Origin of the sequence: Streptomyces sp. NPDC059201, from assembly GCF_042754585.1 — a bacterium.
Taxonomy (GTDB): domain Bacteria; phylum Actinomycetota; class Actinomycetes; order Streptomycetales; family Streptomycetaceae; genus Streptomyces.
In genome coordinates this window covers 22,736-47,106 of sequence record NZ_JBHZBB010000021.1, presented here as the reverse complement: position 1 = coordinate 47,106, position 24,371 = coordinate 22,736, and the positions used below count along the sequence as shown (strand labels likewise).

Sequence of the window (24,371 nt, the reverse complement as noted above, 5' to 3'; positions counted from 1 at the left end):
GGGCCTCGCTGTGGAGGCGGGACCGCCGTACCGCGCGGGAGGGCGCCCTGAGGGGCTTTCCGGTCTCCCGGGACGCCCAGGGGGCGAGGGCCCGGATCCGGGTGGCCTCGCCCCCTGGTGCCGCTACGGGCGGGTGAGGTGGGTGCAGCGGATGCCGCCGGCGGGGTGCCACTCCATGGCGGGGGCAGCGGCGGTTCCGTGGTCGGGGCAGTAGGAGGTGGGGATGATGCCGCCGCAGTCCTGCGAGGGGCACGGGCAGTCGGCGCCCGGGGCGGCGTAGGGGAGGGCGTGGCGGAGGAGTCCGCCGACCGCGTCCGGGGCGGCGTGGCCGCGCAGCCGGCTTGGCCAGGCGAGGGTGACCCGCAGTCCGCCGGACCCGGGGCGGAACCGGTCGGTGACCCGGACCCGGCCGGGGACGGCGAGCGGGGGCGTCCCGGGCGCGGTCAGCCGGTCGATGGAGGAGTCGGCGGCGAGTACGGCGAGCGCGTCGGCGTCGTCGTCGGTCATCCATCCCGAGAACCGGTCCTCCGCCTCGGGGTCGCCGCTCAGCTCCAGGCAGGGGGCGCCGAGGTGGAACCGGCGGGGTGTGTCGCCGGTGGGGTACATGACGAGGGTGGCGGTCGGGACGGTGGCGGGGACGGCGATCTTGTCGTGGGCGAGGAGCCAGGCGACGACGGCGGACCGGGCGAAGGCGGGGTGGACGGTGGCGGGGCCGGCCGGGGCGGGGAAGTCGGCATGGCGGCGGCGCCAGTTCACCACCGCCGCGCGCCCCACCCCGGCGATCCGGGCGACCTCGGCAAGAAGCACGACGTCTTCGCCCGGGTCGGTCGGGGTGAGCGCAGCGAGGGGGGAGCGGCGGCCGGCGGGGGTGGTGGTGAGGGCGTGCCAGTCGACGGCGGGGCGGGTGAGGGGCAGCAGGGCGACGTCCTCGCCCGAGTACAGCGGGATCGTCGTCACCCCGCCGTGGTGCTTGTAGTCGATGGCGACCGTGCCGGTGGGGGTGATCCAGCCGAGGCGCACGACCTGGTCGAAATCGGTGCGGCGGACGCCGAGGCGTACGGCGGCCTGGTCGGGGCCGAGGGGGACGTGCCGGTCGAGGAGGGCCGCCAGGTCGCGGCGGCGGCCGAGGGCGGCGACCTGGTCGGGGTGGACATCGGGGTAGGCCGGGTCCCCGCCCAGGTAGGTGAGGAGGCCGGCTCGCACGAGACGGCCGATCGCGGAGGCGGTCACACGCGGGCGGCAGCGCGGCAGCGGGTCGCCCAGGGCCGCGGTCAGCCGCTGTGCCGCCCAGGAGGCGGCCACCGGCCCCCGCAGGGCCGCCCTCACCGCCTCCGCGTCCACGCTCTCCACCACGGCGCGGGACCACAGCCCCTCACCCGCGTCGGCGTGCGGGGCGATCCCTGCGGCGGTCGCCCACCTCCAGGCCGCCACCGACACCCGCAGCCGGCCCGCCGCCTGATCCTCGTCGTACGTCTCACGCATCACGTCACTCCGCTCTCGTGCCAACGGCGCGGCCCCGATCAGGGCCGCGCCGGAAACATGCCGAAAGATCCTGTTTGCTGTCAATAGCCGGAATTCTGGTGGGAGTTGGGGGCGGACCGCACAAGTCGCGCTCACGTACGCGAGGGCAGATCTTCACCCGGACGGGTGAGCCGCGGCGGGCCCGGAAACGACGAAGCCCCCTGCGCCGAGGCGCAGGGGGCGACGGGGCCGGCGGGCGGGGCGGCCAGGCCGGCGGCCGGTCCCCCGCCACGGGGAGTGCGGGGGACCGGGACGGGCCCGCAGGAGTAGGGACTTGACCAGTCGTCACCTGCGGGCCCGGGAGCAGAGTAGCGGCGGTACGAGGGCGGGTCAGACGTCGTCAAACCCGCTGTCGAAACCATGGAGCAGCGGGGACAGCTCGGCGGACACACCGCACAGGACACCGCACGCCCGAGTGAGCGCCGGGACGGTGGCTGCTACTTCGCGGGGGTGTGGGTGGTGAGGAGGTCGGCGGCGGCCAGCCACGCCTCCAGGCGCAGGGCGGCGGCCGCGCACAGGGCGTCGGCCAGGGTGAGGGTCCAGCCGTCCTTGGCAGCGGTTTTGGTCAGGCCGACGGCGACGGCGGTGTCGTGGGCGAGCGTCGCGCGGTGCTTGGCCGGGCCGGGGACGCGGACGCCGAGGGCGCCGAGGTCGGCGAGGAGGGCGTCGAGGCGGTCGTGGATGCCCGCTTGGGCGAGGGTGGTGACGAGGTCGGTGACGGCGGTCTCGGGCAGCACCGCGCAGGCCAGGAGGCTATCCGTGCGGTGGTCGTCCGGAGTGGTGAGCCAGGACAGGACGGCGCGGGCGGTCAGGACGACAGGCTGGCCTTCCCCGTAGAGCCGCTGGAACGCGCGGGGGTCGTGCGCGTCCTGCCCGAGCACCGGGCACAGAGTGGTCATCCCGGGCCCGGTGAGGCGGGGAAGGCCGGCGGGGTCGGGAAGGTCTTCCGGTTCGAGGTCCCGGCCGCCAATGTGCAGAACGATCGGCCCGGCGGGGGCGTGCCCGGTGAGCAGCGGGCCGTAGGTGGCGCGCAGCCGGGTCCGGAGCGTCCAGAGGGGTTCGATGGTGATCGTGCCGTCCGGGCTCGTGCGCAGGGCGACCTTCACTCCCTGCCGGATGTGGGTGGCGGCCTGGACCTGGGCGGGGAGGATGATGCGGCCGCGCTGGCCGATGCGGGTGGTGGTGACCGTGACGGGGTCGGTGTGCTCCATGACCGGACCGTAGGCCCCTGGCCGCACCGTAGTGAGCAGATGCCGAATTGCTCACCCTCACGTGGGACGGTCCGCCGAGGCGGCCCTCGGTGGTGGTGTCCGCCTCGCAACGACGTCGCCCCCTGCGCCGAGGCGCAGGGGGCGACCGGGCCGTCGGGGTGAGGCGGCGGGGCGAAACCGCCGGTCCCCCGCCACAGGGGGCGGGGGACCGGGGCGGGCCCGCAGGAGCGGGGACCTGACCAGTCGTCACCTGCGGGCCCGGGCCAGAGTAGCGGCGGAGCGGGGGTGGATCCGCCCGCGCGTGGAGACCAGGTTCCTACGGGGCGGGGGTGTAGTGGACCACGGTCGTCTCGCACGCCTCCGCGTACACGGCGAGCGCGTCGGCCTCTGCCTGGTCGGCGGACAGTCCCCAGCGCAGCTTCGTGGCGGTCCACTCCCCCGCGTACCGGCAGTGGACCTCGGGCAGCGGTGGCATCCACTCGGCCGGATCGCGGTCAGATTTCGACTGATTGACGCGGTCGGTGACCGCGACGAGCGACGTCGCGGAGTCCTGGTCGTTCGCGTACGCCTCCCGGCGCGTCGCGGTCCAGGCGCTCGCGCCGGAATCCCACGCCTCGGCCAGCGGCACCATGTGGTCGACGTCGACGTCGATGGGCTTTGTCAGGGTCCGGCCGTCGTAGTAGCTGAACCACCGGCCTCCGCTCAACTTGCAGCGCTCGCCGACCAGGGGGGCCTCGATGGCCTCGTTGAGCATGACCTCGTAGCGGGTGTGGCAACCGTCGGCGGGGTCGAGTCCCTTGTTCCAGTGCTTGAAGCTGTCCCTGGCGTAGCCGGTGCGATCCTCGACCGCGACTGGGATCCGGCCGACAGCGTCGGCAAGCGGCAGAACCCCCGCGGCCACCGGCGCGGCCTGGGAGGCCACGGCCGGAGTGGAGATCGTGAGGGGGGCAAGAGCGAGGAGAAGCGCGGCGCTGTGGCGCGCGAGGTTCTTGATCACGAACGCAGAGCCTGCCGTACCGGTGGCCTGCGCCGTACGGAAAGGTACTGCACGGTCCGTCATCCGGGTGGTGGATTCACCGGCGAAACGATCAGCCGCAACTGCCGGTTGACGTCCACTCGTACAGCCTGCCGGTGCTGGTCTACACCGAACTAGCGGAAGGGGTCTACCCCTGCTGGGTTGGTCGGCGCGCCTGCTTGGAAACGCGCCAGGAACCTCAGCGCGACCGGCACTTTCGAGCACGCCGTCTCCCACGAACAGAGCGAGCGGCCACTGCCGGAGCCTGCACCTCCGACGGGGGCCGCTCTCAGGAAGGTTCCTTACGTCACCCGAACGCGTGTTGGCGAAGAACTTCCTCTCCTTGCGCTTGTGCCACCACTGGTACCAGCGGGCGTTGTAGGAGAGTTCCTCCCGGCAGACGTCGAGGAAGACCCTCTGTGCGGCGACCACCGCGTCCGCCTGGTGCTGGAAGAGGGCCTCGTCCTTTGCGTTCAGCTCCAGGTCTCCGGCGGCCGCGACGAGCTTCTCCGCGGCGTCGATAACTTGGACGCTCCCGCACAGACGGACCCCATTGAGCGCGCTGAGTAGTTCGCTGCCGACCTCCCACATAGCGGGGGCCTGCGCCATGAAAGTTTGTTCGCGGCCTGCTTCGCCTCCCGCCTCAGGTGGGTGAACTGGTAGCCGTAGCCGAAGGAACGGGTGGAGGCGTCCAGAAGCCGGCGGTCCGCCGCGGCCCGGCCCTCCTTACTGCCGAGGCGGGGCGCACCCACAGGCCGGTAACGGCCTATCAGGGCGCCGAGCGGACTGCCGGCGGCCATGATGCCCGCGGCGGCCGCGCTGGAAGTGATCAGGTCCATGCCCGGTTCTGCCACCCGGCACCGACACAACCGTCCCCTCTACCGTGTGTTACCCATCGCCGACGAAGGAGCGTTCGTCCTGCGGTGCTGCTTCTGGAGCCCTGACGCCCAGAGCGCGGCGCCTGCGGCCGGGCGTACGGGTGGGCGGCGGGCCGAGGACTCCCCGTGCGCGCAGGCCGTTGAGGTCGGGGAACCCGATGCCGGGCAGGTCGCGGACCAGGTCGGCCTCGGTGGCGCGGATCGGGGTGCGGGGGCCGTCACCCAAGGAGCGGCGTGCGGGTGTGGTCACGCGTGCATCGTAGGGCGCCCGGCTTGGTCTGGGGTGCGGCGTCGGTCCGGTGCGGGGGCCCTATGCGTTTGGTCAAGCGGTTCGAAACTGTTGCTCAGCTCTCGGTGGCTGGCTCAGGGCCGGTGTAGGCGTAGATCCAACCGGCCCGGACGTCGGTTGAGCGGACCGCTTCGTAGGCATGGCGAATCGGGCCGGCTGAGCCGCCGGATTTGCGTATGACGGCGGGCGGCATTCCGTCCTCATCGAGAAGCACGATCTTGGTCCGGTCGTCGACCGAGCCGCCGGCGATCTTGATGCCGACTGCGTTGTTGACGGTTTCGCCCTCGACCCAGTGGTGGATGAGCGCCAGGTGCTCAGAATTCTTGTCACGGCATGGGCCATGGGGAAGGCGGAGTTGAACCGTCGTTCCCATCGGAATGCACAGCTGAGTCGGCCGCCCGATAGTCAGCCGAGGTTCAGGGGCGGGGCGGGCAGTCAAGGATGAGCGCAGCTCATCACCGCAGGCGTCCTTGACGGCCCGCCTCGGCCCGCGCACTTCGAGTTCGGGCGGCCCCCCTCAGCCGGCACGGTCGTGGCGATGCCAGCGCGTGGGGACAATGGAGGTCGAGATGGGGAATTGCGTGAACGCTGACACGGGCTCTACAGCGGCCGTGCGAGCACCAGAGCCAGGGCGGCGAGGGCCGCAGTCAGGACCCAGGTCTGCCACCAGGCCCACCACGGAGGTGGCCGTCGGCGGCATTTTCGGCGGCGGTTGGTGCTCATGGGGCGGGATGGGTGGCGGGGGTGATCGGGGCGGGGTCGGCGAGGGCGGAGACGTCAGTGGTCCACTCCGTACCGCCGCCGGCCGGGAGTAACCATGCCTTGGGGCTGGGGTCGTCGCCTTCGGGGGCGACGGCCCGCAGGATGCCGCGGCGGCCGGTCATCGTGTCCTCGACGTCGCGGCCGAGCCAGCGGTGCGGGCAGTGCAACAGGCTCATGGCCTCTCGCCTCCCGCCGGGCGCGGGCCGCATGGGCTGGTGGGGCGGAGGCGGTCGAGTTCCGCGTGCAGGCCGACGACAAGACGGGCGCGGACCAGGGCGGGGTCCAGGGCGCCGGTCGGGCTGAGAGCCGGTCGGGCCAGCAGGGAGGCGGCTTCCGTGCACACCTCCTGGACCCGTTCCCCGGCCGAGGTGGTCTGGGGCACGGCGGCGGTGGCGCGGCGGAGTTCATCGACGAGGAGGCGGGCGTATCCGGCGAGGACCAGAGCGGCCTGGTCGATGTCCGCCCGCGCAGGCGGCGTGCCGCCTTCGCGCCCCCAGCCGAGAACTTCTGCCGCCAACTGTTCGTGCGGGGCGCGGTCAAGCGGGAGGCGGGTGTCGAGGGTACCGGTCGGGTCGTAGACGGTCCGGGCGCGCTTCGCCGTACCGCGTGGTTCGGGGCGGCAGTCCGGCGGCGGGTGGGTGTCGGGCACGGGTCTGCCTCCTGGGGTGGGCTGTCGGCGTCCTGCCTCCAGCCAACCGCGCGAACCGGCGGCGGGTGCATAGCGAAGTCGCGGAACCTTCCCGCCCGTTCCCTAGCGACTTGACTGTTCTTTGACCTTTGGCGGGATGCCCCGACGCTCTACCGTGAGGGGATGGCTCAGCGGAACGAGGCATTCGTCGCCTGGATGGAGCGTGAAGGGTGGTCGGCGCCCGCGCTCGCGAAGGAACTGGACGCCGCCGTGCGGCGGCTGACACAGCGGACCGGGCCGGGGCGGGGACTATCGGAGATCACGGTCCACAAGTGGCGCTCGGCCGAGACGCGCTGGCCTCAGCAGAGGTACCGGATCGCGCTGGAGCAGGTCAGCGGACTTCCCGTGACGGCCTTAGGGTTCGTGCCCCGGCGCAAGCCCGCACCCGACCCAGCGCTGTCCGAGGATCCCGACATGCACCGTCGCACGCTCTTCGGCGCGGCCGCCGGCACCGCGGCCGCCGCCCTTCCCCTGGCGGCTCTCGCCCCGTCCCGTCCCTCGCGGGTGGGCACAGCCGATGTGATCCGGCTGCGCGACGGTGTCGAGCGGCTGATCGCGCAGGACGCCGACCGCGGCGGCCACGGCCTGGATCAGGCCGCGCTGTCCGGCGCCGCCGAAGCGCTTCGGCTCCAGAAGGAGTCGGCCCCCCAGAGGATCCGCCGGCGGCTGTACGCGCTCGCGTCCGACTTCACCTCGACGGCCGCCTGGTCGCTGATCGATGCCGGCCGTCTCGACGGCGCCGGCGTTCATCTGGACCGGGCGCTGGCGCTCGCGGGCCTGGCGCAGGACTCCGAGCGGCTGATGCAGGCGTGGAACCTGCGGGCGATGCTCGCCCGGCAGCGCCGCGACTATGCCGAGGCCGTCGCGGCGGCCCAGGCCGCCCAGGCCACTGCCGTCACCCGCCGCTCCCCCCTGCATGCCTCCCTTGCCCATGCCCGCATCGCCGTCGGGCTCGCGCACAGCGGCGACCGGCGCGGCGCGCTCGCCGCGCTGGGCCGCGCACAGCACTGGCTGTCCCGGGCGGACCTCGCGCAGCCGGTCGCCTCATGGATCGCGTTCTACGGGCCGGCCGAACTGCACTCTCTGTCAGCGATCGTGCACGACGTCGTCGGTGACGCCGCCGAGGCAGAGGCCGCTTCCTACCGGTCGCTGGCCTGCCTGCCGGAGAACTTCCGGCGCAACCGCGCCTACACCACCGTCCGGCTCGCGCTCGCGCAGCTGCACCAGGGCGACGCCGAACAGGCGCATGCGACCAGCACTAACGTCTTCGCCATCATGGCCGGCACGCCGCTCCCCGGACGGATGCGGCTGCTTCTCGGCGACTTCCAGCGCGACCTGCTCGCCCTGTCCCCGGCCCTCGCCCACACGTGGGCGGACCAGCACCGCACCCAATGGAGCAGCTCATGACCTCGATCGACATCCGCCGCTTCACCCACGCGGACCTGCCGGTCATACGGCAGACCCTCCTCGACGTGCACGCGGACGCCTACGCGGCTGAGATGGAGGACGAGTTCGTCCAGAGGTTTCCATGGTTCGTCGACTACTGGGGCAGCAGCCCCTCCTTCGCCTGCGTCATCGGCTACGACGGGAGCGAGCCGGTCGGCTTCGCCTACGGGGCGCCGGCGACACGCGGTCGGGAGTGGTGGCGCGAGCACCTTGACCGGGCCCCGGCCGACGATGCGACGTTCTCCGTCTCGGAGCTGATGGTCCGTCCCCACTGGAGGGGAACCGGCGCCGCCGGGCTCCTGCACACCGCGCTGCTCGCCGCCCGTCCTGAAGCGCTCGCGCAGCTCCTGGTCGACCCCGGCCACCCCAAGGTGAAGGCGCTGTACGAGGAATGGGGCTACAGGGACATCGGCCGACGCCAGCCCTTCCCCGATTCCCCGAACTTCGCCGTGATGCTCCGCAGCCTGGCACCGGAGGCGGGCCACGAGGCGTAGGCCCCGGGCGACAAGCGTCCGGGGCTTCCCTTCGGCCGGCGGCTCCGTCGGCCGCTGCCCGGGGCCCCGGCAGCGCCCGGTCGAACGCCTGCACTCCGTCGTCATGCTGGTGCCGTTCATTCCCCGACGGAGGACGGCCACCGCGAGCCGTGGGTGGAGACAAGCCGTCAGCGGCATCCACCGCCTGGGAGCCGATGCCGGCGCCGCGCACACCAGCCACCACAACATTTAACCTGCTGCGACACCTAGGGCGATCGTCAGCCGCCGAGCCGCACAGCCCCAGCCCACCCGAGGGGACACCCATGCCAGACCGCGACCGCGAACCCGCCCCCGCCGACCAGCCGGGCCTTCCCCACCAGCAGTACGTCGAGGCCGTCGCGCACATCGACGGCGGGCCCTCCGGCCGGTACGCGCCGGACGAGTGGGAGGCCGACCGCGAGGGCGATCACCTCGTCGCGCACCTCTACTACCGGCACACCGAACCGCGTACGGCCCTGGATCCCTACGACCGGCCGGTCCTCTCCGAGCCGGTCGTCTCCGCCACGCACTGGCCGGAGGGCGTGTGCGTGCGCTGGGACTCCGTCTCCGGCTGGCAGTACGGGCCGATCGAGGGCCCGTACATCCCCGGCGCCGTCTGGCTGGAGCCTCTGCCCGTCCCCCTGCTCGCCGCGCCGGCCGCGATCCTCCGACTGCTCCCGGCTCTGCTGCGGGGAGAGCGTGACGCCCTGCCGGAGTCCGCCCAGCAGTGGACCGAGCCAGGGCTGCGGCGGAGCCTCGCCGAGCAGCTCGGCCTCGCCGAGACGCTGGCCCGCACCGAGCCGACTCCCGCAAGGAGGCCCGCCATGCCCGCGGGCGCCGGGCAGAGGCCTGCGCCCGAGGAGGAGCAGCGCCTGGCCGCCACGGTGGCGGGCCATCCGATGCTCGGCAGCGTCGGCGCCCTCGCGTCTCTGCTCGCCCGGCTCCCCTCGGACATGCCGCTCGCGCTCGACCATCTCGTCCGCGCGGATCCCGACGAGCGGGACGCCGTCTACACCGTCACCCCGCGCGTCACCGGGCTCGTCTGCGCCATCGGCACCGAGGACGCGCACATGACGCCCGGCCTGGAACTGGGCATGGTGTACGTCCCCGCCGGCGCCGATCCGGCTGCGCAGGCCGCTGTGGCCGTCCGCCGGGACCTGCCGCCGTACGGCGTCTACGACCGTGCCGAGGAGCGGATCGAGTCGGGCTCGCTGCCCGACGGGCTCGCGGATGTCGCCACCGTGCTCCGGGACGCCGCCAGCCTGCTGTCGACCGCGCGGGAGTGGCTGGAGCAGCACTCCCCGGAGGCGGAGTCCCTGAACGTCGAGACCGCGAGGATCTCCCAGGCCGCCGCGCGCGTCGCCCAGCTCGCCAGGAACATCACAAAGGGATCCATCTAGACCGAGGCTGGGAAAGGCCGAGGTCGTTCTCGGGCGGCGGGCACGCGGCCACCCTGCCCTCGGCGAGGATCCGCACCTCGAAGCATGCCGCCCAGCTCTCCTCCAGGTCCGCGGGCGGAGCGAGGGGGCCCCGCACGCCCCGTGCGTCCGGACGCGGTCAGCGGCCGGTGACGCGGACCCGCAGCTCGTACCGGGCGCCACGGCTGATCGCCTCGGCCTGCTCAGCGAGGTCGGCTCCGGTGAAGCCGAGCAGGGCGACGTCGGCGGCGCGACGGAGCAGGGGGACGATCTCGGCGACGGGCCGACCGCGATGCGTGGCGGCGATGTCGGCGAACGCCTGCTGGTAGGACCCGACGGCGGGGCGGGCGCTGTCGTCGAGGAGACGGTGCACGTCGTCGGCGGGGATCGAAAGGGTGCCCATGGCGGTCTCCCGCGGGGTGGGTGGCCCGGCCGGTCCGGGCCCTCGATTCGACGGTAGGGCCCGGGACTGACACTTCCCGGTGGGTCAGGCGTTCTGCGGGACCACTGGGGCTGGGGTGTCGACGTTCTCGTCGTGGCCAGGGCCGCGGCGGCGGCACAGCGGGCACCAGGGCTGGAGCCTGCGGTGGGTCTGGGTGCTCCAGATCTCCGCGGCCAGGTAGGCCGCCGGCAGGGGCTTGACGATCCGGATGAGCCGACTGTCGCTGTCGGCCACTGCGAGCAGGATCAGGGGGAGCGCGTAGAGGCTCCCGAGGATGCCGAAGCTGCGCCACATGGTGATCCAGTGGGTGTAGCGCAGGAGCGGGAGCCTGGTCTGCGCTTGTTCTGCGGCGTCGAGGGGCATCTCGCTGATGCACGTCTCGCACAGGGGGCCGCGGAGGTGCCCCATCCACAGAACGCAGCCCAGCGCGGTGCCGGCGGTGGTGACCCAGCCGAGGATGCTGCGCAGAGGACCGTCCGGCAACACCCAGGTGAGAAGGGCGCTGGCGAGGAATCCGCTGATGATGATGCGCGGGCCGTAGTGCCGGTGCGGTGAACGCGCGAAGGGCCCGAGGAAACGGGGGGTCGAGTGCTCCATGGCCGGACCAACGAGTCAGCGACGTCAGGGGGCTCGGGCCCTGGACAAGGCGATCCTGGCAGGCCCTTGCGTCAGCGGACGGGCTCGATACGGACGTCAGTGACGCCCGGCTCGTCCCGCTTGTAGCCGGCGTAGTCCTCGGCCGCTGTCTCGCTGTACTTCACGACGGACTCCTGACGGCCCTCGCGGCCCGCCTGGGTCCAGGTGATGCGGTAGTCGTCCATGGCGCGCTCCGTCGCTGCGTGGAGGGAAGGATGCCCGGCGGCGGCATCGGCTTCGAGGTGATGGGGGCGCCGCCGGACCCGTTCAGCGTGCCATGAGGGTCTGACAGGTCGGTGGAGGGCCTGGGGGATTAGTCCTCGAACACGAGTTCCTTACCCCAAGGGGTATCGGTTACCCCATGGGGTAACTATGATGGTGGGTGTCGGAGGGAGAGACCCCTCCGACACCCGTCCGGGACGGTCTTGCAGGACCGGCCCGACAACCCCGAAGGGTAACCGCCATGACCGAGCTGTCGATCCTCCCCACCGGCGCCACCGAGCTGCACCTCCAGTACAACGGCCAGAACGAGCCCCAGCCCGCCTACCTGGAGCTCGACCTCAAGGCCGGTCAGCTCTACGCCGACACCGACTCCCAGATCGGCAGCGGGGCCCCGGCCTCCGTGCACCACGGCTTCGACCGCCGCTACGGCATTCCCGCGCTCACCGGCGCGGCCGCCGACCGGCTCCTCGCGGAGATCGGCCCGCTGGCCCAGCGGATGCTCGCCGACTGGGAGGAGGTCTGGGACGGCAACAACATGGTCGCCCGTCTCGGCAAGGACGCTGTCGCGGCCGAGGAGGAGATCGAGGAGATCGTCGCCCGGTACGAGGACAAGTACGCCGTCGATCCGGCCGAGCTGATCGCCGTGTGGGACCTGGACGGTGCGACCAACGGCTGCGAGGCCGAGGAGTACGAGATCACCGCCGACACCACCGACGAGCGGCTGGACGAGATCGCCGCGCAGATCCGCGCCGACATGGCCGACTGCGACAGCACCGGCCGGACCTCGGACACCGTCGTCGTCGTGGGCCTGAACGCCTACCTCCGCGACCTGCGGAGCAACGCGGCCACGGACGACGAGGACTGACACCTCCTGCGCCACCGCCTCGCTCCCGGCCCGGCCGCACCCGCGCGGCCGGGCCCGCCACCCTGGAAGGGCACCCTCATGACCGACGACTACCTCACCCTCATCGGCGCGGCCGAACAGCGCATCGACCACGGCACCCGGGAACGCTCCGCCGGCGCCGACGACAAAGCCCGCGCCATCGCCGACGAGGCCGCCCGCCGCGGCCCCGGCGGCCCCAAGGCCATCGCCGACGAACTCGGCGTCAGCAAGAAGACCATCAGCCAGGCCATCTCCCGCGCACGCAACGCAGGCGACCCCCACCGCGGCCTGCCCTACGACACCCTCGACCGGCTCCTCGCCGCCGAGCTGCGCGACGTCCCCCCGCTGCCCGCCGTCCACTGGCAGGCTCTGGCCTACATCGTCCGGGGCACCTTCATCGACCCCACCTGGATCGAGGACCCCGGCCCGCTGCTGGCCGGTGAGGTCGAGGACCTGGACGACGACTACGACGACGCGCCCGCGCTTGCCGCCGCCTGCCGGACCTGGACCCGCGTCCAGGCCCTCGCAGTCATCGACGCGCTGCTGCGCGACGACGTCGCCGCCCTGCCGACCACCGAGGACTGACCCGTGCAACTGCGCCCCTACCAGCACGAAGCCGTCACCGCGATCACCCGCGCACTCGCCCCCGGCGGGACGGGACAGCTGCACGCCGCCTGCGGATCGGGCAAGAGCCTGATGGGCCAGCAGGCCGCGCTACGGCTCCTGCCCCGCGGCGGTACCGTCGCGGTGCTGGTCCCCTCCATCGCCCTGGTCGCCCAGACCATCACCACCTGGCGCTCCCTGCACCCGGCGGGGACAGAGCTGGACGTGCTCGCGGTGTGCTGGGACGACACTGTGACCGACGCCCCCACGCACCTGCCGGACGTTCCCGCCCGTGCCACCACCGCCACCCCGGCCATCGCCGCCTGGCTCACCCGGCCCACCGCCGCCGGCACGCTGCGCCTTGTCGTGTCCACCTACGCCTCCGCGGACCGCCTTCACCAGGCCCTCCATCAGACGGCGTCCGAGCTCGATCTGCGCATCCTCGACGAAGCGCACCACCTGACGGGCCGCGCCGAGCTAGCGATCCGGCGCATCACCGAGCCCGGCTACCTGCCGGCCCGGCGACACCTCTATATGACCGCCACCCCCCGGTTCAACGCCGCGGCCGCCGAACGCCACGGACACCTGTCGATGGACGACACCAGCGTCTTCGGGCCCGTCCTGTACTCCTACTCCTTCGCCCGGGGCATCGCCGAGGGCTACCTGGAGGACTACCGGCTCTACGTCGTCGGCCTGCGCGAGAGCGAGGCCCGCGCCCTGCTCGCCGACAAGACGCGCGAGTACGTCAGCGGCCCCGGCGCTCCCTCGTTGCAGACCCTCATCGCCCAGGCCGCGCTCGTCCGCGCCGCCGAGAAGTTCAGCGTGCGGCGCGCGGTCTCCTTCCACCACCGGGTCGAGCACGCCGCCGAGTTCGCCCGCACCCTTCCCGCCGTCGCCCGCCGCCTCGCCCCCGACCTGCCCGCCCCGCACTCCGTCTCCGTCCACGGCGAGATGAGCCACGACCTCCGCGACAAGACCCTGGCCCACCTGCACACCCCGCCGGCCGGCGGCTGGACTGTCGTCTCCAACGCCCGCCTGCTCGGCGAGGGAGTCGACGTCCCCGCCATCGACGCCGTCCTGTTCAGCCACCCCAAGAGCTCAGCCGTCGACATCGTCCAGGCCGTCGGCCGCGCCCTGCGGCGCCACCCCGACACCCCGGGCCCCTCCACCATCATCGTGCCGCTCGTCGTACCCGAGCAGGACGGCGAGATCGGCGACCTCGACCCCGGCGACTACGCCACCCTCTGGAACGTCGTCCGCGCCCTGCGCGCCCACGACGAACCGCTCGGCATCGAACTCGACGTCCAGCGCAGCCACGCCGCGTCCAGCAACCCCACCCTGCCGTCCAGGATCACCGTCGAACTGCCGCAGGGCACCGCCCGGCAGATCGCCGCCCAGGTCGCCCTCCTCCTCGTCCGCCAGACCACCTCCGTGTGGTGGGAAGGACTCGGCGCCGCCACCGCCTACCGCGACACCCACGGCCACCTCGACGTCCCCTCCGGCCACGTCACCGAAGACGGCCACCGGCTCGGCCAGTGGATCCGCAACGCCCGCCAGCACCACAGCAAAGGCTGGATGCCCGCCGCCCGCGTCACCGAACTCACCAAGATCGGCATGATCTGGAACCTCGACGAGCACCGCTTCAACGTCACCCTCGACGCCGCCCGCGCCTACCGCGACACCTACGGCCACCTCGACGTCCCCCAGAACCACCGCACCCCCGACGGTTTCCCCCTCGGCCTGCGCATCAACGTCCTGCGCCGCTCCTACGCCAAGGACACCCTCGCCCCCGAGCGGATCACCGCACTCGAAGAGATCGGCATGGTCTGGAACACCCTCGACCAGGCCACCGAGGAACTCCTCGCCGCCGCCCGCGCCTACCGCTCCGCCCATGGCCACCTGCGCGTTCCCCACGACCACGTCACCGCCGACGGGTACCGGCTCGGCAACGCCCTCCGCAGCCGCCGGGCCCGGCACGGAACCGGAACCCTGCCCGCGGACATCGTCCGGGCCCTCGACGAACTCGGCATGATCTGGAACCTCCAGAACGCCCGCTTCGACCACGGCCTCGCCGCCTGCCGCCGCTACCGCGAACGCCACGGCGACCTCGCCGTCCCCGTCACCCACACCGACCCCGAGGGCTACAACCTCGGCGACTTCATCGCCTACATGCGCGCCCTGAACAACGGCACCGCGAAAGCTCGTACCCGTCTCGCCCCCGAACGCCGAGCCGCCCTCGACGAACTCGGCATGATCTGGACCGCCGCACCCACCCGCAGGCCCCCCACCGACCAGGAACTGGCCACACTCCGCGCCCTGCCCGCCCAGCGAGGCGGCCCCCTCAACAACGCCCTGCTCGACCTCGTGGAGAACCACCACATCGAACAGAAAGCCCTCGCCACAGCACTCGGCATCACCCCGAGCGCACTGAGCACCCGCCTCAAAACCGCCCGCGGCTCCCGCAACACACACTGACCTGCACAGCCGGTCCAGCGGCCAACCCCATCGCCCGCCGACACCAACCCCGCGCACGAGGAGAACTACAGATGCACGGGGCCGGAGCGCCCGCTGGGCTGCTGGGTCCCGGCCGCCGCGGTCGGCCGGGGCGGGCACCCGCAGCGCGTGATCCAGAGGAGCGCGAGGATCGCGAGAGCTCCCCCAGGACCACGGGCTGACGAGGTTTCTCAGCCACCTGCCGGCTCACCTTCCTCCGGCCCGGACGCTTCCAGTTCACGGATCGTCTCCAGCGCGTCCTGGAGGGTGAGCCGCCACTGGTACCACTGGATGCGGTAGCCGACCCGCGTCTCGCGGTGCTGGTGGCGATGCGCGTTCCGTGGGCTGCGGCGGAACTCGGGGTCCGAGTAGGAACGGCCCAGGAAACCGGTGTTGCTGTCAGAAGTTTTGACAGGCCGTGATCCCGCGGGCTGTCGGGGTCGACGTGCGGTGCCGTGCATCCACCGAACACGGGAGTCTGCTCGACGGCGACCCCGACGCTGGATGGGACGCGGACGGCGAATACGAGCGGGTGCGGTGAACGCACCAAGGCGCCCGGGTGCGCCTCGCTCCCCGGGCGTCTTGAGTTCGTAGGGCTGCCAGTGTTGCCGGGTCAGCCGCAGGTCCCAGCCTTCCGCGCCGCGGATCAGGGCGGGGGTGTAGGTCTCGGGCCGGGGCGGCCGGTCTTCCCAGGCGGACCAGCTTGTCCGCAGGATGGTGAAGGGGACGGCTGAGTGCTCAGCAGGACCAGGTGTGGGAACGCAAGTACGTGCCCACACCGGCCAGGTTGGTCTTCCCGCCCATGGGAAGGCAGAAGACCCGGGTGCCGCCGTAGTTGATCGCGGTGTAGGCGGACACCGGGGCCCCGGAGGTACCGTTGTTGAACGCGGACTGGACCCGGGTGCCGGGCGACCAGCTGCACCGGCTGGTGCCGTTGTTCCAGTCCGGGTCGTCTCCGCTCCACGCGCAGACCGATCCCGTGCCGTTGTCGCCGGTGTAGACGCAGAAGGAGCCGGTGTTGCAGTTCCAGGCGGTGGCGGCAGCAGTCGCGGGCGCCGGCAGGAGCCACGTGCTCGCGGTGATCGCTACAGCAGCACCGACCCCGAGCCGTATCCGCTTCTGTACCTGTCCCATCGGTTCTCCTTCCATTGGCCTGCCCGAGGGCACGCGTCTGAAGATCAGCGAGCAAGAACCTACTCTTCGGCGCTGAAGCGGCGGCAGGTCGCAGGCCGGCAGCTGATGGGGCGGACGAGATCATGCCCAGGGCGTACGACACCTGCCGGTGCGCCCCCACGCACGCCCCCGCTCCCCCAAGGCTGCGCTCTCACAAACGAACCTTTCCCGGAGCAAGATCGGTACCCGGGGCCTTCTTGCCATCCTGATTCGCCCTGTGCCCAGAACGCCGGAGCGCCCGCCTTCGGGTGAGGGCGGGCGCTTCCTGGTTCCGGGCGGTTCAGCTGACGGTCTTGCGGACCCATTCGCGGCTGCGGCGGGCGGCGTGGGCGATGGCGACCTGGGGCATCTGCATGCGGGCGGCGCTGCCGGCGACGCGGGCGAGCCGGTCCTTTGCGTTGTTGATGGCGGTCTGGTCGCTGGCGACCTGGGCCTCGTGCTTCTTCTTCTCCTCCTCGAAGTGGCTGATGTCGTCGGCGATCTCGCGGAGGAGCTCCGCGGTGGCCTGCCACTGGCTGTCGACGCCGGTGGAGGAGGTGGCGAGGGGGACTCCCTGGGGGACGGGCCCGTCCCAGACGAAGACCTGGATGATGGGGATGGGCTTGGTGCCGTCGTCGTGGTAGAGGGACGTGCGGTAGAAGGTGTTCAGGACGTCGGCGGCGAGTTCGTGGGGCACGAGCTCCTCGGCGCCCGGGCGGAGGTACTCGCGGCCGGCGGGGATCGGGGGCGCGGTACGCCAGGTGGCGCCCTGGTCGAGGCTGTGCTGCATGGTGACGCTGTACGTGGTCATTTACGCCAACTCTCTCTCGGTAATCCTTCATTGCTCCACAAGGAATCATCCCCCATTGCGGTAATGCCAACTCTAGGAGAGTTGTTGGCGTCAGCGCAAGAAATTTGCGATCTCCTGCGCGCGGCCGCTGTTTACCGATACGTTGTCCGAATCGGTAAACGACACGGCGCTCCTCTGCTCCACCCACGCCGCCTCGCCGAGCAGGCCGAGGCGATCAGCCGTGGCGCCGGTACGAGCTGCGGGTCCGCGTCACCGGCCGCTGACCGCGTCCGGCCGTACGGGGCGTGCGAACACGACGCGGGGCTGCATAGCCTGAGGGCACAGCCCTGGGGGGCGTCTGGAGGACGTCGATGCCCCGACCTTTGTGGAGCGGCGCAGTCACGTTTGGCCTGGTCAGCCTGCCTGTGACGCTGGAGGCCGCGGTCGAGTCGCACGACGTGCGCTTCCGGCAGATCCACGCCGAGGACGGCGGCCGCATCCGCAACCGCAAGATCTGCGAGGTCGACGGCCAAGAGCTCAGCGAGGACGAGATCGGCAGAGCGTACGAGGTCTCCAAGGACCACTTGATCCCGGTCACGGACGCCGACCTCGACCAGATGCCGCTCCCCACCGCGCGGGCCGTCGACATCGTCGCGTTCGTCGACGCGGACTCCATCAAGCCGGAGCAGTACGGCGCCGGCGACTACTACCTACGCGCCAAAGGCGACGTCGCACTCAAGCCGTACGTCCTCCTGCGCCGCGCGCTCGACCGCACCGACAAGGTCGCCGTCGCGAAGTACGCCCTGCGCGGCCGCGAGCGTCTCGGCATCCTGCGCCCCCACGGCGACGCCCTGCTGATCCAGGGGCTGCACTGGGGCGACGAGATCCGCTCCCCCGCCGGCCTCGCACCGCCGCCGGTGGACCTCACGGAGGAGGAGATCGAGCGGGCGCTCACACTGCTGGAGTCGATGACCGTCGAGCGCCTGGCGGACCTCGGCGACACCCTCACCGACCACTACACCCAGGCCCTGCACGAGGTGATCGAGGCCAAGGCGGAGGACCGTGAGCCGCGGGCCATCGAAGGCAAGGGGGCGCCGGCCGGGCAGGTCGTGGACCTGATGGCCGCGCTGGAGGCGTCGGTGGCGGAGGCTCGCGAGCGCCGGGGCGAGCCCCCCGAGGGCGGCGGTGGTGAGGCGACGGTGCACGAGATGCCGAAGCCGAAGAAGAAGGCCGCGGCCGCGAAGAAGACGGCGGCCAAGAAGACGACCGCGAAGAAGGCCCCGGCGAAGAAGACAACGACGCGGCGGCGGAAGTCCGCGTAGCCGCCGCCCAGCGGGTCAGTCGAGGCCGAGTTCGTTCTCGGGCCGGCAGTACGGGCATGCGGCGACCGTGCCCTCGGCGAGGATGCCGCGCGCCTGGTCCCGGCTGAGGGGTTCGGTGTGCTTGGCGGCCATGCCGCAGTCGCCGAGGTGGACCCGGTCGGGGACCGGGCGGCCGCGCTCGCGCAGGTAGCCCAGCACCCAGGTCGGGCCCTCAAGCCGGGGCCGCTGGGGACGCATCGCCGCCTGCCGGGCCTCGATCTCCGCGATCCGGGCCCGGGCGGCGGTGCCGAGGATGTCCGCGAACCGGGCGATCGTACGCAGCTGTGGCAGATCGTCTGGGAGCGGTATCTGCCCGGTCACACCGACACGAGCGCAGGCGACCGGTGCGTCAAATGCATCGCGGGCGCCGACGCCTGGCACTCCTGGCACAGAGGACAGCCGCCGGGGCCGTACCGGTGGCACCGGGCATGGCAGAGGGCGCAGAGCCCGACCTGATCGGACGGACACATCTCCGGCCGCATGTTCTTCGGGGAGGGCTGGTAGGGGGCGGGACTGGTCATGACGACGGCTTTCTGGGGCGGGGCGGAGGGCGTTGCCCGGAGGGTAGGCGGGGCGATCCTTCCTGGGCTGGGTGGCACGGCTTGCCAACGCTATTCGAACACTGTTTCTATTTTAGACATGGAGCGCACCACTTTCCCCCTCGACCTGCTCACCGCGCAGATCCGGGCGACCGCCGCCTACCAGGCCCTCGCCGTCCCCCGCCCCGTACATACGGCCGCGCTCCGCCGTGCCCTCATCCGCTGGGAGACCGCCGTGCACTACCACCCGTACTGGTCCCGGCCCCGGCACGCCGGCGGCCGGGCCGACCTGCGGCTCGCCGCCCACGCCGAGCTCACCCGCCGCAAGGACGAGGAGGCGGCAGCATGAGCGAGCGCGACCGTGACCACGTGGTCTGGCACGTGCGGTGCCACCCCGACACCGGCCCGGACGCCTACCGGCACGTCCTCGACCTCGCCGCGGAATACACGCCGGTCGTCCAGCCCCTCCCGCCGACCGCGTTCGTCGCCCAGCTGCGCGGCGCGAGCAAGGTGTTCAGCGAGGCACCCCGCCGCCTCGCACAGCGGTTCCAACTGCGGGCCCTGGCGATGTACGACGTCCCCGTCCACGTCGGCGTGGCCGACACCTGGTCGACCGCCGCGACCGCCTCCGCGCACCCCGGGCCGAACGGACTGCTCCACCTCCCCGACCGCCGCGCCGCCGAGGCGTTCCTGCACCCGCTCCCGATCGACGCGCTCCACGGCATCGGCCCCGCCCAGGCCGCAACCCTGCGCCGCTTTGGCCTGCACACCGTCGGCGCGCTCGCGGCGATGCCCGAGGACGTCGTCTGCCGTCTCCTCGGCGGCAAGCAGGGCCGGCTCATGCGTGACCGGGCCCGCGGACTCGACCCCCGCACGATCACCTCGCAGCGGATGCCCGAGTCGACGAGCGCCCACATCGCGTTCTTCTGGGACGAGACCGACGCGGCGAGTGTGCGCGCCGCCGTCCTCGACCTGGTCGTCACCATCGGCGAGCGGATCCGGCGCCGCGACCAGGTCGCCCGCAAGCTCACCCTCACCGTCGGCCTCGCCGGCGGAGCCCGCGTCGCCCGGACACGGGCACTGCCGGCCGCGTCCGGACACACCGAGGACCTGCGCAGCACGGCGTACCGAGTCCTCGACGGAATGGCGCTCCAGCGGGCCCGGGTGCGGCGGCTCGTCCTCACCGCCGAGGACCTGGTGGCAGCCGAGGAGGGACCGGGTACCCAGCTCTCCCTGGACCCCGAGAGGGAGGCGAGGCTCCGCATCGAGCCGGTACTCGACCGGCTGAACTCACGCTGGGGCCACCCTGTGGTCCGACCGGCAGGCGCCTACCGACACGCCTCCTGACGTGGGCGTGAAGACGTTCCTGCCCTTCCGGGACGGCGTGGCCGAGGGTTACGGTCAGCCCATCGGCGCAGCACAGGGCGTCGAGCACGAGGGAGGGGATTGCCATGAGCAGCGCCAGCGGATGGGGATACGCCGACACCGGGTGGGGCGTCACCGGCGAGCCGGAGTGGGGCCGCCGGCCCGGTGACGTCGGCTGGGGCTACGACCCCGAATGGGGCGTACGGGGCGACACCGGCTGGGTGTGACCGCCCCGGAAGCTTGTGAAGCCCGCACCCTCGGGGTTACGGGCCTCACGCCTTCCACTCTCACCACGACGCTCGCCGGCGGCGGGCGTTGTGTCTCGCGGAATCGGGGGTTGAGGAACATCCATGCCAGATCGTGCGCTAGGGGCGGATCGGGGCGTGCGGGTCTCCAAGCTCGGCACCCGGCACCAGGCACCTCCATCACCGCGTCAAGCCGCTGTTGTGGTCGTAATCCGAGGTGCTCGTGCCAGAGACTTCACTACGGTCTCCTCGTGACTACGAATAGCTGGCAGCGCCTGTCCGCCCGCGAGGCGGGACTTTCCATCGATGAGACCCAGTTCGATACCGCTGCCCCCCACATCGCCAGGCCGCTCCGGGACTGGATACAGCAGTACTCGACAGCCCACTTCTCCAGTCGGGTTCTGTTGAAGCTGCGGATCCCCTCCGACGGCTCCGACGCTACCTCGCAGCTTTCCGACAGGACCGCCGACGAGCAGCTCCTGGACGTCATCGACTGCATGCTGCACCTGGACATCACCGGCGAGGCGTTCAGGGATTCCTTCTACCGAGGCGGCATAGAGCACGACCCGGCCGCACAGCTCGTGGAGATCCTTGAGGACGGCAACTCGGCGTACACCGTGGCCGTAGGCCCGGACGAGCGCGCCTACCTCCAGCGAACCGTCGACCCGACCGTGACCACCGCAGCCACGGGCGCCCAGCAGGCCGCAGTGGCCGCTGGCCGCCCCGACGCAGCCGCGCACCTGGCGTCGGCCTGGGCGAAGGCGTACGCACGGGAAGCAGACCCCAGCGGCTCGTACACCGACTCGGTGAAGGCCGTCGAGGACGTCGCCCTCCCCCTGCTCCTGTTGCCGCAGAACAAGCCGACACTCGGTACTGTCCTGCGCGAGCTCCGAGAGCATCCGGACCAGTTCGAGCTTGTGATCCTTGGCGGGAACGCGGAGCCGGCGGGCCCCGAGGCATTCAAGGCGATGGCCACGCTCCTGTGGGAGGGCCACCGTGACCGGCACCCCGGCGGACTGACCAGTGCCCCCGTCACCCTCGAAGCGGCGCAGGCAGCCGTGCACCTTGCCGTCACCCTGGTCCAGTGGATCGCCACTGAGACCATCCGCCGCAAGCCCTGACCGGAGCTGCCGACGGCTGTACCGCTGGTCCCCAGAGCCAGCCTCCGTTGCCGAGTTCCACCGCGTCGATTCTGGGGTGACCGAGTCGAGGAAGGCGTTGGCTGGGCTTAGCGCACGTTTTGACGTCGCTGTTCCTCAACCCCCGACTCTTCCGGCGGATTCTGCGAGGTCTGTCAGCCATCGGTCGCGGACCGGGCCAGGGTCGTCCCGGGCGGCGGTCCGGGCACGGGTCGCCGGGCGCTGGCGGGGGGTGAAGGTGGTGCCCTTTCCCTTCGAAATCTTGATCAGCACCTGTCGTGCGGCTCGCAGTCGCCGGCGGCCCGGTGGTTGCCGCCGAGGCGGAGCCAGCTCGCCCGGCTCCAGGGCCTCCAACTCCCACTGCACAGGCCGGTCGACGTCGAATCCGCGCTGCCGGGCGAACGCCGGCCACCGCGGGTCGCTCTTCTTCCCCTCCGCAGGGGGGGAGTCCGTACTCGCGCACCTGGGCGTGCGTCAGCAGCACCCGTTCCACCCGCTCCCAGCAGCCGGTGCGCTGCACCCAATCCCGCTCGATATCGGTCCCCGAGGCGTCGAAATCGCCGCAGATTCTCCGGGGCGCCGCGAGCGTGCGGTTCGTCTTCTCGCAGCTCAGAAGCGGTCGGAGCGACCATAGCGCTTGCAACAGGTGTGGTACACGGAAACTCGGCGGAGTTCACTCGCCTTGGTCATCCGCCGTGCACGATGATGCCGGGCATGAACACGGATATAACGGTGGCTCTGATCGGAGCGACAGGTGTGTGCGGCACCATCGTGGGCACTGTCTTGGGTGCCAAGATCCAGGCTCGCGGCGGCCATGCCCAGGCGCAGGCGGCGCGGGACGCCGCCGAAACAGCGGCTCAGGCCGCGCAGCGCCAGGTGATACGAGAACGCTCCTGGACAGTCCTCACGGCCTACCTGCGGGCGGCTGCCGAGCTCGTGGAGGCGACAGACCAGCTCTACAGGTCGGCGCAGGCGCGGGAAGACGTTGAGCGGGCCTATCACGCATTCGGTCTCGTCCACGCCGAGGCCGAACTCGCCCTCCCGCCGGGTATGGACGAGGTCCTTGCCGACCTGGGCCGCGCAGTGCGGCAGGTGTACCACACAGCGCGGATGCGGTCCTCGACCGAGCGGGCAGTGCGAACCTTGGATGAGATATGCCAGGCAGGCGACCCGGCGGCAGCGCGGGCGAAGGAAGCCCTCACCCGGCTGCGGGCCACCAACCCGCCTCTGTGGAACGCGCGCTTGGGCCGTGAGGCGCCGCCACAGTACTCAGAGCTCATTGAAGCTCTGCATGCCGTACCCGGTCTCGCGGGAGACCAGGTACGAGAGTTACTCAACAGCGCGGCGGTCCCTCACGAATATGAGTCGCGCAGAGAGGGTCTATGGAGTGCGCGGGAGGAGCGCATTGCGCGCCGGAACACCTACCGCGATGCGCGGCAGTCATTCATCGAGGCCGCAAGGAACGTGCTCGGTACGAACGAACTGCAAGACCACAACGGCTGAAGGCTCTCCAGTCCGAGTCCGGCCGGCCAGCCCGATCAGGAACCGCTGGTCGTCCCGTATACCCTATTCCGGACCAATCTTTCACCCGGGATGAGCGGGCACATCGCGTCCGCGGTTGAGCTGGGCCATGAGCTCGCGGTTGGCCGCGCGGGCTGCGGCGAGGTCGTTGTCGCGGTCCTGGAGCGTGAGCTCCAGGTCGACAACCTGTTGTTCGAGGGTGGTGATCCGGGCCTGGAGCTGTTCGGCGTCGTCTGGGCCGCCGACACCGGACTCGCGCCAGACCTGTTCGCCCAGGACCTCGCTGAGGCGGGCTTCGAGGCGCCGGGTGTGTCCGGAGAGGCGGGCGGTGCGGGCGTCGGCTGCCGCCAGGTCGGCCTGCAACAAGGCCCGGCTGACCGCCGGGCCCCGGACGCCCGGGATTGTGGGCGGCTCCGCGGCCTGCGCATGGATCTGCCCGAGCGAGTCGCGGTGGTGGTAGAGGAAGGTGCGGTCGACGCCCACGCGGCGGGCGATCGCCGCGACGCTAACCTCGGAGCCGTCCTTCGCGGCCTCGGCCAGGGCGGCGAGGACCCGCTGGCGGCGCCGGCCGGTGTCGGCCCGGCGGCCCTCCAGCATGGCCTGAACGGCGGGGTCGGTCGGGGTCATGCGGGTCGCTCCGGTCGTAGGTCGGGCAGCGGCTGGGGAATGCGGGGCATGCCGAGGAAGCCCTGGCGGGTCTTGCGGACCATGGCCGCAGCCTGCTGGATCTCGGCGCGTTCGGCGTCGGTCAGTTTGTCGGCCTCCTCGGTGACGCGACGGATCAGCCGCCGGACGCGGGAGATCTCCTCCTCAGACGGGGTGGCCTCGGCACGACGCGGGTGCGGTCGAGGCGGAACCAGCCGGCCATCTCCTCGCGGAACGCGGCGGCGTCCGGCCAGCACGGCGGGACGTGCACCTCGCGGACCATGTCGATCAGGTCGGGAAAACGTCCGTCCCTGCGGGCCTGGGCCAGCTGCGCGGACAGCCGACGGTAGGTCGGCGCGGAGTTCGGCACCAGCCCGGCGGCGACGAGCCGGTACATGACCTGCCGCACGGTCACCCCGTCGTCGTACCCTTCGACGATGTCCCGCGCCCGCTCGATGATGACGGGCCACTTGATCCTCGGACTCATCCCGCACATCTACCAGGGGCCCTTCTGCCGGGCCAGCCTCGCCCCCGGCCCCGCCCCCGGCCCCGCCCCCGGCCCCGAGCCCGGCCGGGGCGCCGCCCGGCGGACGGC

The 24,371-nt window shown here is 71.9% G+C and carries 26 protein-coding genes; 11 read left to right on the top strand and 15 right to left on the bottom strand.

The genetic code is table 11. The features are described 5' to 3' along the window. Positions 1–123: 123 nt before the first annotated feature. The 7 genes from ACFXMG_RS38315 to ACFXMG_RS38285 form a co-directional block, all read right to left on the bottom strand. Positions 124–1,482, bottom strand: coding sequence for a hypothetical protein (locus tag ACFXMG_RS38315; RefSeq protein WP_384339022.1), 1,359 nt, complete (start codon positions 1,480–1,482; stop codon positions 124–126). 476 nt (positions 1,483–1,958) lie between these two features. Next, the gene (locus ACFXMG_RS38310) at positions 1,959–2,732 is read right to left on the bottom strand and encodes an AbrB/MazE/SpoVT family DNA-binding domain-containing protein (RefSeq protein WP_384339020.1); all 774 of its coding nucleotides are present in this window, start codon (positions 2,730–2,732) and stop codon (positions 1,959–1,961) included. A gap of 316 nt (positions 2,733–3,048) precedes the next feature. After that, positions 3,049–3,729, bottom strand: a complete 681-nt coding sequence (locus tag ACFXMG_RS38305; protein ID WP_384339018.1) for an HNH endonuclease family protein — start codon at positions 3,727–3,729, stop codon at positions 3,049–3,051. Positions 3,730–4,635: 906 nt separating this feature from the next. Beyond that, positions 4,636–4,875 carry a hypothetical protein gene (locus ACFXMG_RS38300; protein ID WP_384339016.1) on the bottom strand — a complete coding sequence of 80 codons (240 nt, stop codon included), beginning with the start codon at positions 4,873–4,875 and terminating at the stop codon, positions 4,636–4,638. 94 nt (positions 4,876–4,969) lie between these two features. Continuing rightward, a complete protein-coding gene (locus tag ACFXMG_RS38295; protein ID WP_384339014.1) occupies positions 4,970–5,287 on the bottom strand; it encodes a hypothetical protein in 318 nt (105 codons plus the stop codon). A 346-nt stretch (positions 5,288–5,633) separates the two neighbouring features. Continuing rightward, the gene (locus tag ACFXMG_RS38290; protein WP_384339012.1) at positions 5,634–5,852 is read right to left on the bottom strand and encodes a hypothetical protein; all 219 of its coding nucleotides are present in this window, start codon (positions 5,850–5,852) and stop codon (positions 5,634–5,636) included. Beyond that, entirely contained in the window at positions 5,849–6,325 is a 477-nt protein-coding gene (locus ACFXMG_RS38285; RefSeq protein WP_384339010.1) for a DUF6415 family natural product biosynthesis protein, read from the bottom strand. Before ACFXMG_RS38285 ends, ACFXMG_RS38290 begins: the two co-directional genes overlap by 4 nt. Positions 6,326–6,487: 162 nt before the next feature. Here ACFXMG_RS38285 and ACFXMG_RS38280 point away from each other — a divergent pair, with 162 nt between their 5' ends. From ACFXMG_RS38280 to ACFXMG_RS38270, 3 genes are all read left to right on the top strand, one after another. After that, positions 6,488–7,771: an XRE family transcriptional regulator gene (locus tag ACFXMG_RS38280; RefSeq protein ID WP_384339008.1), complete on the top strand. Its 1,284-nt coding sequence runs from the start codon at positions 6,488–6,490 to the stop codon at positions 7,769–7,771. Further along, complete coding sequence (locus tag ACFXMG_RS38275) at positions 7,768–8,304, top strand: GNAT family N-acetyltransferase (protein WP_384339006.1); 537 nt, start codon at positions 7,768–7,770, stop codon at positions 8,302–8,304. The genes ACFXMG_RS38280 and ACFXMG_RS38275 overlap by 4 nt, the downstream gene beginning before the upstream one ends. 302 nt (positions 8,305–8,606) lie before the next feature. Beyond that, positions 8,607–9,722, top strand: coding sequence for a hypothetical protein (locus ACFXMG_RS38270; protein ID WP_384339004.1), 1,116 nt, complete (start codon positions 8,607–8,609; stop codon positions 9,720–9,722). Positions 9,723–9,879: 157 nt separating this feature from the next. On the opposite strand, the gene ACFXMG_RS38265 is transcribed toward ACFXMG_RS38270, so the two are convergent. The 3 genes from ACFXMG_RS38265 to ACFXMG_RS38255 form a co-directional block, all read right to left on the bottom strand. Then, positions 9,880–10,143: a hypothetical protein gene (locus tag ACFXMG_RS38265; protein ID WP_384339002.1), complete on the bottom strand. Its 264-nt coding sequence runs from the start codon at positions 10,141–10,143 to the stop codon at positions 9,880–9,882. Positions 10,144–10,227: 84 nt separating this feature from the next. After that, positions 10,228–10,779, bottom strand: a complete 552-nt coding sequence (locus ACFXMG_RS38260; protein ID WP_384339000.1) for a hypothetical protein — start codon at positions 10,777–10,779, stop codon at positions 10,228–10,230. 71 nt (positions 10,780–10,850) lie between these two features. After that, entirely contained in the window at positions 10,851–11,003 is a 153-nt protein-coding gene (locus ACFXMG_RS38255; RefSeq protein WP_384338998.1) for a hypothetical protein, read from the bottom strand. Between the two features lie 278 nt (positions 11,004–11,281). Between ACFXMG_RS38255 and ACFXMG_RS38250 the strand changes: the two genes are divergently transcribed. From ACFXMG_RS38250 to ACFXMG_RS38240, 3 genes are all read left to right on the top strand, one after another. Next, positions 11,282–11,905: a hypothetical protein gene (locus ACFXMG_RS38250; protein ID WP_384338996.1), complete on the top strand. Its 624-nt coding sequence runs from the start codon at positions 11,282–11,284 to the stop codon at positions 11,903–11,905. 78 nt (positions 11,906–11,983) lie between these two features. Next, entirely contained in the window at positions 11,984–12,508 is a 525-nt protein-coding gene (locus ACFXMG_RS38245; RefSeq protein WP_384338994.1) for a hypothetical protein, read from the top strand. A gap of 3 nt (positions 12,509–12,511) precedes the next feature. Beyond that, a complete protein-coding gene (locus ACFXMG_RS38240; protein WP_384338992.1) occupies positions 12,512–15,001 on the top strand; it encodes a Helicase associated domain protein in 2,490 nt (829 codons plus the stop codon). Positions 15,002–15,757: 756 nt separating this feature from the next. On the opposite strand, the gene ACFXMG_RS38235 is transcribed toward ACFXMG_RS38240, so the two are convergent. Further along, positions 15,758–16,153, bottom strand: a complete 396-nt coding sequence (locus tag ACFXMG_RS38235; protein ID WP_384338990.1) for a peptidase inhibitor family I36 protein — start codon at positions 16,151–16,153, stop codon at positions 15,758–15,760. 319 nt (positions 16,154–16,472) lie between these two features. Beyond that, a complete protein-coding gene (locus tag ACFXMG_RS38230) occupies positions 16,473–16,982 on the bottom strand; it encodes a hypothetical protein (protein ID WP_384338988.1) in 510 nt (169 codons plus the stop codon). 350 nt (positions 16,983–17,332) lie between these two features. On the opposite strand from ACFXMG_RS38230, the gene ACFXMG_RS38225 reads away from it, so the two are divergent. Beyond that, a complete protein-coding gene (locus tag ACFXMG_RS38225) occupies positions 17,333–18,283 on the top strand; it encodes a Ku protein (RefSeq protein WP_384338986.1) in 951 nt (316 codons plus the stop codon). A 15-nt stretch (positions 18,284–18,298) separates the two neighbouring features. On the opposite strand, the gene ACFXMG_RS38220 is transcribed toward ACFXMG_RS38225, so the two are convergent. Next, a complete protein-coding gene (locus ACFXMG_RS38220; protein ID WP_384338984.1) occupies positions 18,299–18,643 on the bottom strand; it encodes a DUF6233 domain-containing protein in 345 nt (114 codons plus the stop codon). 563 nt (positions 18,644–19,206) lie between these two features. Here ACFXMG_RS38220 and ACFXMG_RS38215 point away from each other — a divergent pair. From ACFXMG_RS38215 to ACFXMG_RS38200, 4 genes are all read left to right on the top strand, one after another. After that, positions 19,207–20,208, top strand: a complete 1,002-nt coding sequence (locus ACFXMG_RS38215) for a hypothetical protein (RefSeq protein ID WP_384338982.1) — start codon at positions 19,207–19,209, stop codon at positions 20,206–20,208. A 104-nt stretch (positions 20,209–20,312) separates the two neighbouring features. Continuing rightward, complete coding sequence (locus ACFXMG_RS38210) at positions 20,313–20,453, top strand: hypothetical protein (protein ID WP_384338981.1); 141 nt, start codon at positions 20,313–20,315, stop codon at positions 20,451–20,453. 269 nt (positions 20,454–20,722) lie between these two features. Next, complete coding sequence (locus ACFXMG_RS38205; RefSeq protein WP_384338979.1) at positions 20,723–21,592, top strand: hypothetical protein; 870 nt, start codon at positions 20,723–20,725, stop codon at positions 21,590–21,592. 732 nt (positions 21,593–22,324) lie between these two features. Next, positions 22,325–23,113: a hypothetical protein gene (locus ACFXMG_RS38200; RefSeq protein WP_384338977.1), complete on the top strand. Its 789-nt coding sequence runs from the start codon at positions 22,325–22,327 to the stop codon at positions 23,111–23,113. 81 nt (positions 23,114–23,194) lie between these two features. Here ACFXMG_RS38200 and ACFXMG_RS38195 read toward each other — a convergent pair whose 3' ends face one another. Beyond that, complete coding sequence (locus ACFXMG_RS38195; protein ID WP_384338975.1) at positions 23,195–23,758, bottom strand: hypothetical protein; 564 nt, start codon at positions 23,756–23,758, stop codon at positions 23,195–23,197. Between the two features lie 154 nt (positions 23,759–23,912). After that, positions 23,913–24,263, bottom strand: a complete 351-nt coding sequence (locus ACFXMG_RS38190; RefSeq protein WP_384338973.1) for a hypothetical protein — start codon at positions 24,261–24,263, stop codon at positions 23,913–23,915. Positions 24,264–24,371 lie beyond the last annotated feature (108 nt).